12 protein-coding genes are annotated in these 15,959 nt (G+C 66.4%); 7 read left to right on the top strand and 5 right to left on the bottom strand.

All coding sequences use genetic code 11. The features are described 5' to 3' along the window. Positions 1-58: 58 nt before the first annotated feature. Entirely contained in the window at positions 59-874 is an 816-nt protein-coding gene (locus tag AC1MB9_RS08215; protein ID WP_479964519.1) for a ParA family protein, read from the bottom strand. Between the two features lie 77 nt (positions 875-951). On the opposite strand from AC1MB9_RS08215, the gene AC1MB9_RS08210 reads away from it, so the two are divergent. Further along, positions 952-4,356, top strand: coding sequence for a pyruvate carboxylase (locus AC1MB9_RS08210; RefSeq protein WP_479964518.1), 3,405 nt, complete (start codon positions 952-954; stop codon positions 4,354-4,356). A 241-nt stretch (positions 4,357-4,597) separates the two neighbouring features. Beyond that, complete coding sequence (locus tag AC1MB9_RS08205) at positions 4,598-5,089, top strand: peptide deformylase (RefSeq protein ID WP_479964517.1); 492 nt, start codon at positions 4,598-4,600, stop codon at positions 5,087-5,089. 10 nt (positions 5,090-5,099) lie between these two features. On the opposite strand, the gene AC1MB9_RS08200 is transcribed toward AC1MB9_RS08205, so the two are convergent. Next, a complete protein-coding gene (locus AC1MB9_RS08200) occupies positions 5,100-6,932 on the bottom strand; it encodes an AMP-dependent synthetase/ligase (protein WP_479964516.1) in 1,833 nt (610 codons plus the stop codon). 169 nt (positions 6,933-7,101) lie between these two features. Here AC1MB9_RS08200 and AC1MB9_RS08195 point away from each other — a divergent pair, with 169 nt between their 5' ends. The 3 genes from AC1MB9_RS08195 (at position 7,102) to AC1MB9_RS08185 (ending at position 10,302) form a co-directional block, all read left to right on the top strand. After that, entirely contained in the window at positions 7,102-8,046 is a 945-nt protein-coding gene (locus AC1MB9_RS08195) for an ROK family glucokinase (protein ID WP_479964515.1), read from the top strand. 81 nt (positions 8,047-8,127) lie between these two features. Continuing rightward, positions 8,128-8,817 (top strand): lysophospholipid acyltransferase family protein, encoded by a 690-nt coding sequence (locus tag AC1MB9_RS08190; protein WP_479964514.1) that lies wholly within the window; start codon positions 8,128-8,130, stop codon positions 8,815-8,817. A 105-nt stretch (positions 8,818-8,922) separates the two neighbouring features. Beyond that, the gene (locus AC1MB9_RS08185) at positions 8,923-10,302 is read left to right on the top strand and encodes a class II 3-deoxy-7-phosphoheptulonate synthase (RefSeq protein WP_479964513.1); all 1,380 of its coding nucleotides are present in this window, start codon (positions 8,923-8,925) and stop codon (positions 10,300-10,302) included. A gap of 143 nt (positions 10,303-10,445) precedes the next feature. Here the strand turns inward: AC1MB9_RS08185 and pknB are convergent, their stop codons facing one another. Together pknB and AC1MB9_RS08175 are read right to left on the bottom strand one after the other, a co-directional pair. After that, the gene (gene pknB / locus AC1MB9_RS08180) at positions 10,446-12,422 is read right to left on the bottom strand and encodes a Stk1 family PASTA domain-containing Ser/Thr kinase (RefSeq protein ID WP_479964512.1); all 1,977 of its coding nucleotides are present in this window, start codon (positions 12,420-12,422) and stop codon (positions 10,446-10,448) included. A gap of 54 nt (positions 12,423-12,476) precedes the next feature. Then, entirely contained in the window at positions 12,477-13,730 is a 1,254-nt protein-coding gene (locus AC1MB9_RS08175) for a LysM peptidoglycan-binding domain-containing protein (protein ID WP_479964511.1), read from the bottom strand. 155 nt (positions 13,731-13,885) lie between these two features. Between AC1MB9_RS08175 and AC1MB9_RS08170 the strand changes: the two genes are divergently transcribed. Further along, positions 13,886-14,242: an Rv2175c family DNA-binding protein gene (locus AC1MB9_RS08170; RefSeq protein WP_479964510.1), complete on the top strand. Its 357-nt coding sequence runs from the start codon at positions 13,886-13,888 to the stop codon at positions 14,240-14,242. 14 nt (positions 14,243-14,256) lie between these two features. Here the strand turns inward: AC1MB9_RS08170 and AC1MB9_RS08165 are convergent, their stop codons facing one another. Further along, a complete protein-coding gene (locus AC1MB9_RS08165; protein ID WP_479964509.1) occupies positions 14,257-15,381 on the bottom strand; it encodes a polyprenyl synthetase family protein in 1,125 nt (374 codons plus the stop codon). Between the two features lie 75 nt (positions 15,382-15,456). Here AC1MB9_RS08165 and AC1MB9_RS08160 point away from each other — a divergent pair, with 75 nt between their 5' ends. Further along, complete coding sequence (locus tag AC1MB9_RS08160; RefSeq protein ID WP_479964508.1) at positions 15,457-15,840, top strand: DUF3040 domain-containing protein; 384 nt, start codon at positions 15,457-15,459, stop codon at positions 15,838-15,840. Positions 15,841-15,959: the final 119 nt, after the last annotated feature.

The following is a 15,959-nucleotide window of genomic DNA, read 5'->3' as shown; positions in this document are numbered from 1 at the left end:
CAGTAGCCGCGGAGACGGTGACCAACCCCGCATCCGCGTCGGCGCCCTCTCGGGTGCCTTAGCGGGGTGCTGCGGCGTCGGCGTACTCGCCGATTCGCGCCGTGCGCAGCACACGGTCCAGCAACTGGTCGAAGTAGCGGGCCATTTCCTGCGCGCTGTCGCCCGGCCAGATGTGCAGGGGCTTGGCTGCCCCCTGGGCCTGCTGCAGCGAGGTGCGCTCCGGCAGCTGGGGGCTGAGCACGAGCGGGCCGAACATGTCACGGAGTTCCTTGATGCGGAACTGGTGCTCGAGCGACGCCGTGCGCGCACGGTTGACGATGATGCCGAGCGGTTGCAGGCGCGGGCTCAGCCCACGCCGGATCTCCTCGATGGCGCGCAGGGCGCGGTCGGCGGCCGCCACGGAGAACAGCCCGGGTTCGGTCACGACGGCGACGCGGTCGCTCGCCGCCCACGCGGTGCGGGTGAGCGCGTTCAGGGACGGGGCGCAGTCGATGAGGACCAGGTCGTATTCCTTCTCGACGGTAGAGAGTGCCTCTTCGAGCTTCCAGATCTCCCGAATGCTCGGGTGCGGACCGTCGAAGTTGATGGCCGACGGGCTGCCGATCATGACATCGATCGTGCCCTGGCGTCCGCGTGTCCACCCGCTGGGGGCGATGGCGGCGCGCACGGTCTTCTCTTTGGGCGACGCCAGAACGTCGGCCACGTTGAGGTGCCCCGAGACCTCGATGTCCATACCCGTCGAAACGTCCGACTGGGGATCCAGATCAACAACCAGTGTTCGCACACCGCGGGCGAAGGCTGCAGAAGCAAGACCAAGGGTCACCGTGGTCTTTCCTACACCTCCCTTGAGGGAGCTAACGCTTAGTACATGCACAATTAGACACGTTACCTTCAGTAGTCTGGGAGAACCTAACCGTTAGCTGTATGCCGCTTCACGTACGAAAGGTCTGCATGTTTAAGAAGATCCTTGTTGCCAACCGCGGCGAAATTGCGATCCGTGCTTTTCGCGCGGCCGTTGAGCTCGGAGCCAAAACGGTTGCCGTGTTCCCCTTTGAGGATCGCAACTCCCTGCACCGCCTGAAGGCCGACGAGGCCTACCAGATCGGCGAGGTCGGCCATCCGGTGCGTGCGTACCTCGACGTGGAGGAAATCATCCGCGTGGCCCGCGAGTCGGGCGCCGACGCGATCTACCCGGGCTACGGGTTTCTGTCCGAAAACCCCGAGCTGGCCGAAGCCGCTCGCGCGGCGGGCATCACGTTCATCGGCCCGGGCGCCGACGTGCTCGAGATGGCCGGAAACAAGGTCACGGCCAAGGAACACGCCATCGCGGCGGGGGTCCCCGTGCTCCAGTCCACGCCACCCTCCCAGGACGTGGAACTGCTCATCAGCCAGGCCGACGCCATCGGTTTCCCCATCTTCGCGAAGGCCGTTGCCGGCGGCGGAGGGCGCGGAATGCGCCGGGTCGAGAAGAAAGAGCAGCTGCGCGGTTCGCTTGAAGAAGCCATGCGCGAGGCGAACAGCGCGTTCGGCGACCCGACGATGTTCCTCGAGGCCGCGGTGCTTCGTCCCCGGCACATCGAGGTGCAGATCCTCGCCGATGCCACCGGTGAGACCGTGCACCTGTTTGAACGCGACTGCTCGGTGCAGCGCCGCCACCAGAAGGTTGTGGAGATCGCCCCGGCACCGAACCTGAGCGACGAGATCCGGGTCAAGCTGCACGCGGATGCGATCAAGTTCGCCCGGTCGATCGGCTACGTCAATGCGGGAACAGTCGAGTTCCTTCTGGACACCGTCGGCGAACGCGCCGGCCAGCACGTGTTCATCGAGATGAACCCGCGCATCCAGGTGGAGCACACCGTCACGGAAGAGGTCACCGATGTCGACCTCGTGCAGTCGCAGATTCGCATTGCCGCGGGGGAGTCCCTCGCCGACCTGGGCCTGACGCAGGACCAGATCCAGCTGCACGGTGCCGCCCTGCAGTGCCGCATCACCACCGAGGACCCCACCGCTGGTTTTCGCCCCGACACCGGCAAGATCACCACGTACCGTTCCCCCGGAGGCGCCGGCATCCGCTTGGATGGTGGAACCATCAACCCCGGCACGCAGATCAGCCCCCACTTCGACTCGATGCTCGCCAAGCTCACCTGCCGGGGCCGCGACTACGCGAGCGCCGTCCTGCGGTCCAAGCGCGCCCTCGCCGAATTCCGCATCCGTGGTGTGTCCACGAACATCTCGTTCCTGCAGGCCGTCCTCGATGACCCCGACTTCGCCGCCGGCGACGTGAGCACGTCGTTCATCGACGAGCGACCGGAATTGTTGCGTACCCCCGCCTCCAAGGACCGCGGAACCAAAATCGTCAACTGGCTTGCCGACGTCACGGTGAACCAGCCCAACGGCGCCCCGGTCACCGCGATCAGCCCCGCCGAGAAGCTGCCGGTCCTCGACCTCGGCACCGCGGCACCGAGCGGCTCACGCCAGCAGCTGCAGCTGCTCGGCCCGACCAAGTTCGCGGCCGCGCTGCGCGCCCAGACGCCCCTGGCCGTCACCGACACGACCTTCCGGGACGCGCACCAGTCCCTGCTGGCCACCCGGGTTCGCACCAAGGACCTCGTCGCCGTGGCACCGTACGTGGCCAGGCTCACCCCCCAGCTGCTGTCCGTTGAGGCCTGGGGCGGCGCCACGTACGACGTGGCCCTCCGCTTCCTCGGCGAAGACCCCTGGGAACGCCTCGCCGCACTGCGCGAAGCCCTGCCCAACATCAACATCCAGATGCTCCTCCGCGGACGCAACACGGTCGGCTACACGCCGTACCCGACCGAGGTGACGGATGCCTTCGTGCGGGAGGCCGCCGACACCGGCGTCGACATCTTCCGCATCTTCGACGCCCTCAACGACGTGTCGCAGATGCGGCCCGCGATCGACGCGGTCCTCGCCACCGGAACCGCGCTGGCCGAGGTGGCCGTGTGCTACACGGGAGACCTGCTCAATCCGGCGGAGGACCTGTACACGCTCGACTACTACCTGCGCCTCGCGGACCAGATCGTGGAGTCGGGTGCTCATGTGCTCGCCATCAAGGACATGGCCGGTCTGCTGCGTCCGGCGGCCGCTGAGAAGCTCGTCACGGCCTTCCGTGAGCGTTTCGACCTTCCCGTCCACGTGCACACCCATGACACGCCTGGCGGCCAGCTCGCGACTCTCCTGGCCGCGGCCCGCGCCGGAGCCGATGCCGTCGACGTTGCGAGCGCACCGATGGCCGGCACGACCAGTCAGCCGTCGGCCTCCTCGCTCGTCGCGGCACTCGCCCACACGGAGCGCGACACCGGCATCTCGCTCACGAGCGTGACCGACCTGGAACCGTACTGGGAGGCCGTGCGCAACGTCTACCGTCCGTTCGAGTCAGGCTTGAGCGCGCCCACAGGCCGGGTGTACACCCACGAGATCCCCGGCGGCCAGCTGTCGAACCTGCGCACCCAGGCCGTGGCGCTGGGACTGTCCGATCACTTCGAACTGATCGAGGACATGTACGCCGCGGCGAACAAGATCCTCGGACGTGTTCCCAAGGTCACGCCCTCGTCCAAGGTCGTCGGCGACCTCGCGCTGTACCTCGCCGCGGTGAAGGCCGACCCCGCCGACTTCGAAGAGAACCCGGACAAGTACGACGTGCCCGACTCGGTGGTGGGTTTCATGGCCGGTGAGCTGGGCGACCTGCCCGGCGGTTGGCCGGAACCGTTCCGCACCAAGGTGCTCGCCGGCCGCACGATTCGCATCGGGGTCACCGAGATCTCCGACGCGGAGCGCACCGCGCTGAACATGGACAGCACCACCCGGCGCACCATGCTCAACCAGCTTCTGTTCCCCGCGCCGACACGTCAGTTCGAGCAGATTCGTGAACTCTTCGGCGACCTGTCCGTGATCGACACCGTCGACTACCTCTACGGGCTGCAGCAGGGAACCGAGCACGCGGTGGACATCGCCCCGGGGGTTCGCCTCTATGTGGGCCTCGAGGCGATCGGCGAGGCCGACGACAAGGGCATCCGCACCGTGATGACCATGCTCAACGGCCAGCTTCGTCCCGTGTTCGTTCGGGACCGCAGCATCGAGGTTGAGGCACGCGTTGCCGAGAAGGCCGACGCCAACCAGCCCGGCCAGATCGCGGCTCCGTTCTCGGGCGTGGTCACCCTCCAGGTTGAGGACGGTGCGGAAGTCACGGCCGGCCAGGCGGTCGCGAGCATCGAAGCCATGAAGATGGAAGCGGCCATCACCACGCCGATCGCGGGGTACATCGAGCGCGTGGCCGTCCCGAAGACCCAGCAGGTCGACGCCGGCGACCTACTCGTGGTGGTCCGTCCTCGCTAGGACACGTGCCGACCACCGAGGAATAGAGTCAGTTTTGGCAGATGAGTACGACGATGCAGACGGCACGGCCCCTACGACCCGCAGCTCGCGGCCGGCAGCGCCGTGTCGTACGCGGACCTGAAACCGATCACCCGCCTGGCCGCCCGCACGCTCGCAGCGCTCGTCGTCGAAGGGCGTCCCGCCCGCCGCAGCGGGTAGCCGATCCACCCGTCAGTTCACCACCAGCATTGGAAGTCCCACTGTGCCCGAGCGCCAGATTCGTCTCTTCGGAGACCCGGTCCTGAAAACGGTCTCCGACCCGATCCTTGCCATTGACGACGGGGTCCGCGGCCTCGTGCAGGACCTCGTGGACAGCGTCCGGCTTCCGGGTCGCGCCGGGGTCGCGGCCGCACAGATCGGTGTGAACCTGCGTGCGTTCAGTTACCACGTCGATGGCGAAGTCGGGTACATCCTCAACCCCACCCTCGTCGAACTCTCCGGCGAGCCGGAACTGGTCGACGAGGGGTGCCTGTCCGTTCCGGGCCTCTGGTACCCGACGAAGCGCTATCCGTATGCCCGCGCGACGGGCATCGACCTGGACGGTGCGCCCCTCGAACTGTCCGGGACCGGCATCATGGCGCAAGCTCTGCAGCATGAAACCGACCACCTCGACGGCCTGCTGTACCTGGACCGGCTCGACAAGGAGAACCGGAGAGCCGCCATGAAGGAGATTCGCGAGTCGTCCTGGTTCTGATTCGCCCCGTTCAGTCCCGCAGCGAGAAACCCTCCGTGATCGGGGCGCCGGCATAGAGACGATCGATCTCGTCGGCGAAATCCGTCAGAATCACGTTGCGCTTGATGCTCATCTTGGGCGTCAGGTGTCCGCTGTCTTCCGTGAGCTCGATCGGCAGGATGACGAACTTGCGAATCGACTCGGCCCGCGAGACCGTGTCGTTGGCTCGGTCCACGGCGCGCTGCACCTCGGCGAGCACCAGTGGGCTCACGGCGGCCTCCGCCAGGCTCATCCCGGCATCGCCCTTGTTGTTGTTCAGCCACACGGGCAGCATGTCGGGGTCGAGGGTGACGAGCGCGGCAATGAACGGCTTCTGGTCGCCGACGGCGATGACCTGACCGACCAGCGGGTTGGACCGGATGGGATCCTCGAGCGCGGCGGGGGCCACGTTCTTGCCGCCGGCCGTGACGATGATCTCCTTCATGCGACCGGTGATGGTCAGGAACCCCTCGTCGTCGAACTGTCCGATGTCACCGGTTTTGAGCCAGCCATCCGCAAACGTGGCCTCGGTCGCTTCCGGGTTCTTCCAGTACTCCTTGAAGACGTTGACGCCCTTCACCTGGATTTCTCCGTCGTCGACGATGCGAACGGAAACACCGGGAAGGGGCGGGCCGACCGTGCCGATCTTGGCCCGGGTCGCCAGGCTGACCGTGGCCGGTGCCGTCGTCTCGGTGAGTCCGTAACCCTCGAGAATCACGATGCCGAGGCTGTGGAAGAAGTGCCCCAGGAACGAGCCGAGCGGAGCGGAGCCCGACACGGCGTAGCGCACGTTGCCGCCCATCGCGGCGCGGAGCTTGCTGTAGACGAGGCGGTCAAAGAGGGCGAACTTGATCTTCATGCCGAGGGGGACCGACTCGCCGGCCTGCACGGCCTTGGAGTGCGCCACGGCGACGGCGACGGCCGCCTTGAAGATCTTGCCCTTTCCACCGGCCTCCGCCTTCTGACCGGCCGAGTTGTACACCTTCTCGAACACGCGCGGTACGGCGAGCAGAAACGTAGGCTTGAAACTTCCGAGGGACGGAAGCAGCTGGCGGGTGTCCGGCTGGTGCCCCACTCGCACGCCGGCATGCACGCACAACACGGCAATGAAGCGCGCGAAGATGTGGGCGGTGGTGATGAACAGGAGGGTGGAGGCGCCGTTCGGGTCGCTAAGCACCTCTTTGAGGGCGACCGCCGCATTTCGGCTGGTTTCCACGAAGTTCGCGTGCGTGAGCACACACCCCTTGGGCTTACCGGTGGAACCGGACGTGTAGATGAGCGTTGCCATGTCGTCACCGACGGCAAGATTGCGGCGGCGCTCGATCTCGGCGTCGGTGACATCGACGCCCCCCGCAACGAGCTTGCCGAGGTCGCCGAGGTCGATCTGCCAGACCTGCGTGACGGCGGGAAGATCGGCGTGCACCTCATCGAACCGGGCGAAGTGATCGGCCGTCTCGAGGATCACGGAGGTCGCGCCGGAGTCGCTGAGATTCCACTGCACCTGGCTGGGGGAGCTCGTGTCGTAAACGGGTACCAGCACGGCGCCCGCGAACCACGTCGCGAAGTCGATGAGTGTCCACTCATAGCGGGTCTTGCAGACGAGGCCGATCTTGTCTCCGGGCTCGATGCCGGCGGCGACGAGGCCCTTGGCCAGGGCCATGACCTGCGCGTAGAACTCCGTCACGGTCACCGGGGCCCACCCGCCCGCGTTGGGCAGGGAGAAGAGCACGAGGTCCGGCGTCGCCTTGAGGCGCTCGACGAGGAGGTCAGAGACGTTTGCGCTTGGGTCGGCGGGCACAACGGCTGGTGTGTCGAATTGCTTCACGGTAACTCCCTTGGTACCGGCGGGGATGACTACGCTTCCCCCGCAGATGTTGGCGGTGATCTGGTGCTTCGCTGCACGACGGGCTGCTTAAGTACACTCTAGGTGGTGCAGTGTTGGCCTGCTAGGTCGCCACGCCCGCTCCGTCCTGCCTCCCACGAAAGGTGCCGCCATGCACGCCATTGGAATTGATATCGGAGGCACCAAGATCGCCGGCGCTCTGGTCGACGAAAACGGAGTCATCCTTCGTGCCGACCGCAAACCCACAAATCCCGCCGATCCGGGCGAGATCGAAGACGTCGTGGTCGCGATGATCACCGATCTGGCGCAGGGTGAGAACGTCGTCGCCGCGGGAGTGGCCGCCGCGGGTTTCATCGATGCGGCCCAGTCCACGGTGTATTACGCCCCCAACATTCGCTGGCGCAACGAACCCTTCCGCGCCAAGCTCGAGGCGCGGATCGATCTGCCGATCATCATCGAGAACGATGCCAACGCGGCCGGCTGGGCCGAGTTCCGTTACGGGGCCGGCCGTGACTTCACCGACATGGTCACGCTTACCATCGGCACCGGTGTCGGCGGCGCCATCGTCGCCAACGGCAGCCTGTTCCGGGGCGGCTTCGGCGCCGGCGCTGAACTGGGTCATCTGCGTCTTGTTCCCGACGGGCTGCCGTGCGGCTGCGGGGCCCGCGGATGCATCGAACAGTACGGTTCGGGCCGGGCGCTGCTGCGCATCGCGAACGAGATCGCCGATGCCGGCCCGATCGGCGTCGGCCTGGCGGCGGCGCGGGAGCGCAAGGGCAAACTCACCGGAAAAGAGGTCGGGCGTCTCATCGAAAGCGGCGATCCCGGAGCGGTCGCCGCGCTGGGAACCCTCGGCGCTTCTCTCGGCGCGGCCTGTGCAAGCCTCGGCGCCGTTCTGGACCCCCAGGTCTTCGTATTCGGTGGGGGAGTCGCCGCGGCCGGCGACCTGCTGCTGGAGCCGATACGCGCGGCGTACCTCGAACACCTGCCGGCGCGCGGGTATCACCCCGAGGCCGGCTTTGCCATTGCGCAGCTCGTGAATGACGCGGGCGTGGTGGGCGCCGCGGACCTCGCGCGGATCGCCGCCCTGCGCTGATCACGGCGCGCGCGGAGTGCGCTGCAGAAATGACGTGCGCACCCGCCGTATGATGTTGGAGTCGGATGGAGATCGAGCACAATGTTTTACTGGTTTATGAAGAACATTGTGGTCGGACCGCTTTTGCTGGGAATCTTCCGGCCGTGGGTGGTGGGGCTGGAGAACATCCCCAAGACCGGCGGGGTCATCCTCGCCAGCAACCACCTGTCCTTCATCGATTCGATCTTTCTTCCCCTCGTCGTGTCGCGCCGGGTGGTGTTCCTCGCGAAAAGCGAGTACTTCACCGGGACCGGGCTGAAGGGCTGGGCGACACGGCAGTTCTTCAAGGCCACCGGGCAGCTGCCGATCGATCGCTCGGGCGGCAAAGCGTCTGAGGACTCGCTCAACACAGGCCTGCGCGTGCTCGGCGCGGGAGGGGTGCTCGGAATCTACCCCGAGGGCACCCGCAGCCCCGACGCCCGAATGTATCGGGGACGTACCGGTGTGGCCCGCATGGTGATGGAGTCCGGCGTGCCGGTGATCCCCGTCGCCATGATCGACACCGAAAAAGCCATGCCCACCGGAACGCGCATACCCAAGGTGCGCCGCATCGGGATCGTCGTCGGCACCCCGCTTGATTTCACCCGCTTCGAGGGCATGGAGGGTGACCGTTTCGTGCTGCGCTCGGTCACCGACGAGCTCATGTACGAGCTGCAGCGACTGAGCACCCAGGAGTACGTGGACGTGTACGCCACGAGCGTGAAAGAGAAGCGGGCCAACCTTTCGCGATAAGCTGAAAACACTGCGCTCTGCCCCCTTCAGGGCTGTGCCCCGTGTGGGCGCCGCACCATTCAGGCGCACTTGTGTGCGCCGCAGACAGGAAACAGGAATTATCTCGTGGTAGACCCCACCGAACCAGTCGTATTGGCAGAAGCATCTGTAGTCGCCGGACTGGATCACTGGCGTACGCTGCCGATCAAGCAGCAGCCCCGTTGGCCCGATGCCGATGCCGTCGCCGCGGCTTCCGCCGAGCTCGAGACGCAGCCCCCGCTGGTCTTCGCCGGCGAGGTGGACATCCTGCGGGATCGTCTGGCCGAGGCCGCGTCCGGACAGGCGTTCCTGCTGCAGGGCGGTGACTGCGCGGAGACCTTCAGCGGTGCGACGGCCGACCAGATTCGCAATCGGGTCAAAACCGTGCTGCAGATGGCCGTCGTGCTCACCTATGGTGCGTCGATGCCCGTCATCAAGATGGGCCGCATGGCCGGCCAGTTCGCAAAGCCGCGCTCCAGCGACTTCGAAACTCGCGGTGACGTGACGCTGCCCGCCTACCGCGGCGATATCGTCAACGGCTACGACTTCACGCCCGAGTCGCGTCAGGCCGACCCGGCCCGGCTTGTGAAGGGCTACCACACCGCCGCATCCACCCTGAATCTGATTCGCGCCTTCACACAGGGCGGTTTCGCCGACCTGCGCCAGGTGCACAGCTGGAACCAGGGCTTCGCCGCGAACCCCGCCAACCAGCGGTACGAAAAGCTCGCCAAGGAAATTGACCGGGCCATCAAGTTCATGACCGCGTGCGGCGCGGACTTCGAGGCGCTCAAGCGCACCGAGTTCTACACCAGCCACGAGGGTCTGCTCATGGACTACGAACGCCCGATGACGCGGATCGACTCGCGCACCGGAACGCCGTTCAACACGTCGGCGCACTTCATCTGGATCGGTGAGCGCACCCGCGACCTGGATAGCGCCCATGTCGATTTCCTGTCGCGCGTGCGCAACCCGATCGGTGTGAAGCTCGGCCCGAGCACCTCCTCCGACGACATGCTGCGTCTCATCGACAAGCTGGACCCGGACCGTGAGCCCGGTCGCTTGACCTTCATCACCCGCATGGGTGCCGGCAAGATCCGGGATGCGCTCCCGCCGCTGCTGGAAGCCGTCAAAGCGAGCGACGCGACGCCGCTGTGGGTCACCGACCCGATGCACGGCAACGGTGTCACCACGCCCACCGGCTACAAGACTCGTCGCTTTGACGACGTGGTCGACGAGGTCAAGGGCTTCTTCGAGGCGCACCGGTCCGTGGGCACGCACCCGGGAGGAATCCACGTGGAGCTCACCGGCGACGACGTCACCGAGTGTCTGGGAGGTTCGGAGCACATCGACGAGGCGGCTCTCGCGACACGGTACGAGTCCCTCTGCGACCCACGCCTCAACCACATGCAGTCCCTTGAGCTGGCCTTCCTCGTGGCCGAAGAGCTCGGGCGTCCGCCGCGCGGGTAGTTTCCGAAACGGTGAAGGGCCGGGCCGTCGCGCGAGCGTCGGTCCGGCCCTTTCTCTGTGGTGCGCCCGACCTATGCGGAGAAGTTGACCTTCACGCTGGTTCCTCGGGGAAGCGAGGTGCCGGCGCTGCGATGGTGCCGGCGCTAGCCGAACGGGTTGGTCGGCTTGAGCGTGATGGTGCTGCCCTTGGCCGCGGAGGTGCCGGCGGCCGGATCGGTGGACTGCACCTGGAGCAGGGCCGAGATGGCGTCGGCGCCCGGGTTGTAGCTCAGTTTGAAGCCCAGGTCGGTGAGCTTCTTCTTGCCGTCGTTCCACGACATGCCGATCACATCGGGCACATCGACGGGCGCAGGGCCGCGCGAGATCGTCAGGCTGAACGTGTCCCCGACGCGCACCGGCCCCTTCGCCTCCGCGGAAGCCGTGATCACATCACCCTCGGCGACCGTCTCGTTGTAGGTTTCCTCCCCGGGGACGGCAACCAGGCCCTTGTCCTTGAGCACGGCGGTGGCCTCGTCGACCGACTTGCCCGCGACATCGGGAATGGCGCCGAGTGACACGACCAGGTTCACCTTGAGTCCCTGGAAGTAGCCGCCGCCCTCCGAGACGTCGCCGTCGTCGCTGGCGCGGCTGGCCGAAATGACCGTGTCAGCCTCAGCCGATGGGCTGAAGATCGCGTCCACGCTGCCCACCTCGGCCAGCAGGGCCGTGATCTGGCTCGACGCGTCGTCCTGACTCAACCCCGCGAGTGGGGGAAGAGTGATGGGTTGCAGGCCGAGGGAGACGACGACGGTCACCGTGCTGTCTTTGGACACCCGGGTTCCGTCCGAGGGCTTCGTCGCGATCACGATGCCTTCGGGAACATCGGCGCTGTACTCGGAGCTCTCCTCCGATGCCAGACCCACGCCGGAGATCAGCGCGGCGGCCTCGGCGGGGGACAGATTCGCGACGGCGGGAACGGCGATGTCGGAGCCGGGGCCGGAACCGAAGTACCAGCCGGTGCCCGCGAGGGCCGTGGCGATGAGCAGTACGAGGGCGAACAGCCAGAAGCCTCGACGTTTGCGGCGGCGCGATTTCGTGGCGAGTGCGGTGCTGTTGTCGGGAGCCTGGGGCGCGACGCCGGCCGCCGTCACGGGGCCGAGAACGCTTGTGGGCGGCATGCTGCCCTCGCGGGCGGCCGCGGCGAGGATCTGCGTCTCCGCGTTGGCGGTCACGCTCGTGAGCCCGGGCAGCATCATCGTCGGCTGGAGCGCGGTGGGCTCCTGACCGCGAGAGTCGGCACCGGGATGCCCGCGCCCCGCCAGGAGCTGATCGAGCATGACGCGCGCGTCTCTGGGGCGCTCCTCCGGGTCTCTGGCGGTGGCCCACTGCACGAGCTCGTCCAGATCGCGCGGGGTCGAGGTGACCTTGCTGCTGGGCATCGGTACCGTGTCGTTGGCGTGCTGGTACGCGATCTGCATGGGCGCCTCGCCCACGTACGGCTGCTCTCCGGTGAGCATCTCAAAGGTCATGATGCCGAGGGCGTAGATGTCGCTGCGGGCATCGGCGATGCCCCTCGTTACGAGTTCGGGGGAGAGGTAGGCAATCGTTCCGAGCAGCGCCTGCCCGGTCGCCGTGTTGTTGTTGACCGCGCGGGCAAGGCCGAAGTCGCTGATCTTGATGCGGCCGTCATCGGCGAGCAACACGTTCTCGGGTTTGACGTCGCGGTGCACGATTCCGGCGCTGTGTGCCGCGGCGAGGCCGCGGAGCACCGCCTCCAGAATGTCCACGGTCTGCTCCGGGGTCAGCCTGCCGTAATCCTTGAGCAGGTCACGCAGGGTGATGCCCGGCAGATACTCCATCACCAGGTAGGCCGCGTCGGCGTCCTGGCCCTGGTCGAAGACGTTGACCACGTTGGGGTGCGCCAGGCGGGCCGCGGAACGCGCCTCCTGGATGAACCGGCTCTTGAAGGCGTTGTCGTCCGCGAGATGGCCGTGCATGATCTTGATCGCCACGCGGCGTTCGAGGCGGAGGTCGGTGGCAAGGTACACCGTGGCCATACCGCCTCGAGCGATTCTGGAGCGCACCTGATATCGACCATCGATTAGACGGCCGATCATCTGGTCGGTCGGGGTTTCACTCACTCGTCGAGTCTAGAGAAGCTCAGGGCGATGAGCCTGCTAGAACGCCGCGCGCCGCTAGCCCAGTTGTGCGAGCCAGGCCCGAGCGGACGTCTCCCACTTGGCGTAGTGGTCGGGATAGGCGGAAATTTGCACGGCCTGGGCGGCCTGCGTGACCGTCATCGACTCCCAGCCCGCGATTTCGAGCAGGCCCCGGGTGACCCCGGCATTCGGGTTGCTGCTGCCCCCGAAGAAGGCGAGCGCCGCGCGCGCGGGGTCCATGGTCTGCTCAGGGGTACCCCAACCCACGCTCGGGCGCTGCTGGAATAGTCCGAGCGAATCCCGGTCGCCGTGATCGACATTGCGCAGACCCGATTCCTGGGCTGCCGCCGCGAGGGCGATGACGAGTCCGTGGTCGGTGACGCCGATGGAGCGCCCCACGGCCACGATCGTCGCCGCGTTGGCGCGCATCTCGGCGGTCAGCGGCGTGACGTGGGTTGCGTCGGGCAGCACGGAGGCCGGCGAGGGAATCGTGAGCACCTGACCCGGGTAGATCATGCTCGACCAGCCGAGGCCGTTCGCATCCAGGATCGCCTGAATGCTGATGCCGGACGCTGCAGCGACGCCGCTGATCGTGTCACCGGTCTGGATCGTGTGCGCGGTTGCCGACATCGGCGCCGTCACGGGCGCCATCGGGGTGATGAAGGCGGCCTGGACCATGTGCGGGGCGGACTCCGCGCCGCCCGGCAGGACGACGACCTGGCCGGGGTAGATCACGCTGCTGCGGTCGAGGCCGTTCGCGCTGAGCACCGCGTCGGTACCGAGACCGTGCGCGGCGGCGATGCCGCCGATCGTGTCTCCGCTCGCCACCGTGTACGACGCGGCGGATGCGGCAGGCGAGGCCGAGGCGACGGGCGTCGCCGCGGCCGTCCGGGCGAGCTCGAGGACCTGGCCGGGAAAGATCAGGGCGGCCGAATCGAGACCGTTGAGCGACAAGACGGCCGAGGTCGACAGGCCGAAGCGCGCCGCGATGCCGCTGACGGTGTCTCCGGAGGCGACGGAGTACTGGGACGGCGCGGTCTCGGTGGCGGTCTTCACGACCGGAGCCGTTCTTGTGGCGCTCTCAATGAGTTTCGGATTCAGCGGCTTCTTGGCCACGGCGGCATGTGCGGGTGCGGCCAGGTTCAGGCTGATGGCCAGAGTGCCGACGACCACGATCGGAACGGTGAGGAGCGCCCTCGATCCCTTCCGGTCTGCGGATTTGGTGCGGCGATCGCGCTGCGTGTCTTCTGCAGCGACCGCGTCAACGATTGTGCTCACCTCGGTCGACATGGAACTCCTTCTTTGTACTACACCCAAGTCCCCCGGATGAGGCTGGCACAGTTGCCTACTCGAGTCAATCAGTGATACGTGAGCGATTTTTACCAAAACCCACGTCGGAACGCAACTCGTTTTGCGAGTTCGCCGAGTCATGGCAAGCTTAAGCTGTGACCGAAGAGTTTGCAGATCCCCAGAATTCAGAGCCAGAATGGCTGACCATCCCCGCACTCGTCGAGATGCTCGGAATAACCCAGAGCAGGGTCCGGCAGCTGATCGACGACCACCACCTTCTCGCCATCCGCCGCGACGGCGTGCTGCAGGTTCCCGCGGAGTTCCTCCGGGACCGCGCGCCCCTGCCCGAACTGCGCGGAACGATTTTCGTCCTCAACGACGATGGCTTCACCAACGAGCAGGCCATGAGCTGGCTCCTTGATGTGGACGACAGCCTGGGCGTGGCTCCGATTGCCGCGCTTCGCGCCGGACGCAAGGCCGAAGTGCGTCGCGTCGCCCAGGCGCTCGCCTAAGGGGTACCCACTCCTCAGAACGTCCGGCGCGCCACCTTGTCGGCAAGGGCGCGGAGTTGATTCTTCGCCCGGCCGCTGAGGTCGGCGGTATCCATCACGGCAAGGCTTTCGGCCAACCGTTCCGTGATGAGGGCTTCGACCCGCTCCACGGCGCCACTGTGCAGGATCGATTCCTGCAAGGCCGCGATGCGATCGGCGTCGAGGTTCGGATCGCCGAGCTGCTCATCGAGGACGACTCGCGCCTGCGCCGAGAGTCCTTGGCGGGCGAGCGCGATCAGCACAGTGCGCTTGCCCTCACGGAGGTCATCCCCGCTGGGTTTGCCGGTCACCGCCGCATCACCGAAGACCCCGAGCAGGTCGTCCCGCAGCTGATAGGCGATGCCGAGAGGCAGCCCGAACGCCCGCAGGGAGTCCAGCTGTTGGTCGCTGCCGCCGGCGAGGGCGGCACCGATCACGAGCGGCGCCATCACGCTGTACCGTGCGGACTTGAATTCGATCACCCGCATAGCCCGGTCGCACAGCTCATCTTCCGGCGCCGTGCGCCAGGCGCGCTCTTCCAGGATGTCCAGGTACTGCCCGGCCGTCACCTCGGTGCGCATCCGGTTGAATTCCGATCGAGCGGCGAGGGCCGCTTTCCGATCCGACACGGTCGCCAGCCCCTCGTCGAGCAATTCGTCGCTCCAGCCCAGGAGCAGATCGCCGAGCAGGATCGCCGAGTCCCGGCCGAATTGCGGCGAGCTGCCCACCCAGCCCTCGGTGCCGTGCAGTCGCTCGAAGAGTTTGTGCGCGGACGCCGCGCCGCGGCGAGTGTCGGAGTTGTCGATGATGTCGTCGTGCACGAGCGCGGCGGCGTGAAAGAACTCGAGTGCCGATGCGGCGCCCACAACGGCCGACAGATCCTCGTCGCCGGGGCCCGTCCACGGGGCAGAATCGGACGTCGACGCGTCGGTGCGCACACTCTGCCAGCCCCAGTAACAGAAAAGCGCCCGAAAGCGCTTGCCACCGCTGAGAAACTGCCGAGAAAAGGCCACAAGAGGCGTAAGTTCGGGGCTGATCAGGGCCACAATTGGTTCACGGGTAGTGAGGAATCGGTCGATGCGGGATTGAACAAGATCGACGACATGAGTGCTTTCAGCCACCCGCCTAGCCTAGTCATCCTGACGGGACTAGAATTATGATTCAACCCGCTCGATCCCGAAATTGGAGGGAATGAGATGCCGCTTTCTGAACAAGAGCAGCGACTCCTTGAAGAGATGGAGCGCAGCCTCTATCACAACGATGCAGATTTTGTCGCAAGTGTAGGCGTGTCGCGCCTTCGTCCCAACTACCGCTCAATCGCCATTGGCGTGCTTCTCGCTGTTCTGGGCATCGTTGCCCTGATCGCCGGAGTGGCGCTGCAGCTGTTGTGGCTGGGCATCGTCGGTTTTGCTGTGATGTTCACGGGGGTATTGCTCGCGCTCTCGCCCGGCGCATCGATCAAGGGGTTGAAGGGTGCACCGTCCGCCGGCCCGTCCGGTCGTCCGGGGCAGGGTCGCACGGACAAGGGATTCATGGATCGACTGAACGAACGGTGGGACCGCCGCCAGGACGGGCAGTAGACACCGAACGCGGAGAGTTCTGACAAACTCCCCGGCGCTCCCTCTCACGGGGATTTTTGCCTAAAGAAGGACCGATCATCTGATCGGTCCTTTTTTTGTGCCCAAACTCGGCCGCGAAT

The sequence above is a fragment of the Cryobacterium sp. AP27 genome (assembly GCF_056680495.1).
The sequence above is the reverse complement of the archived record's forward strand: the minus strand, read 5'-3'. Positions and strand labels throughout refer to the sequence as shown.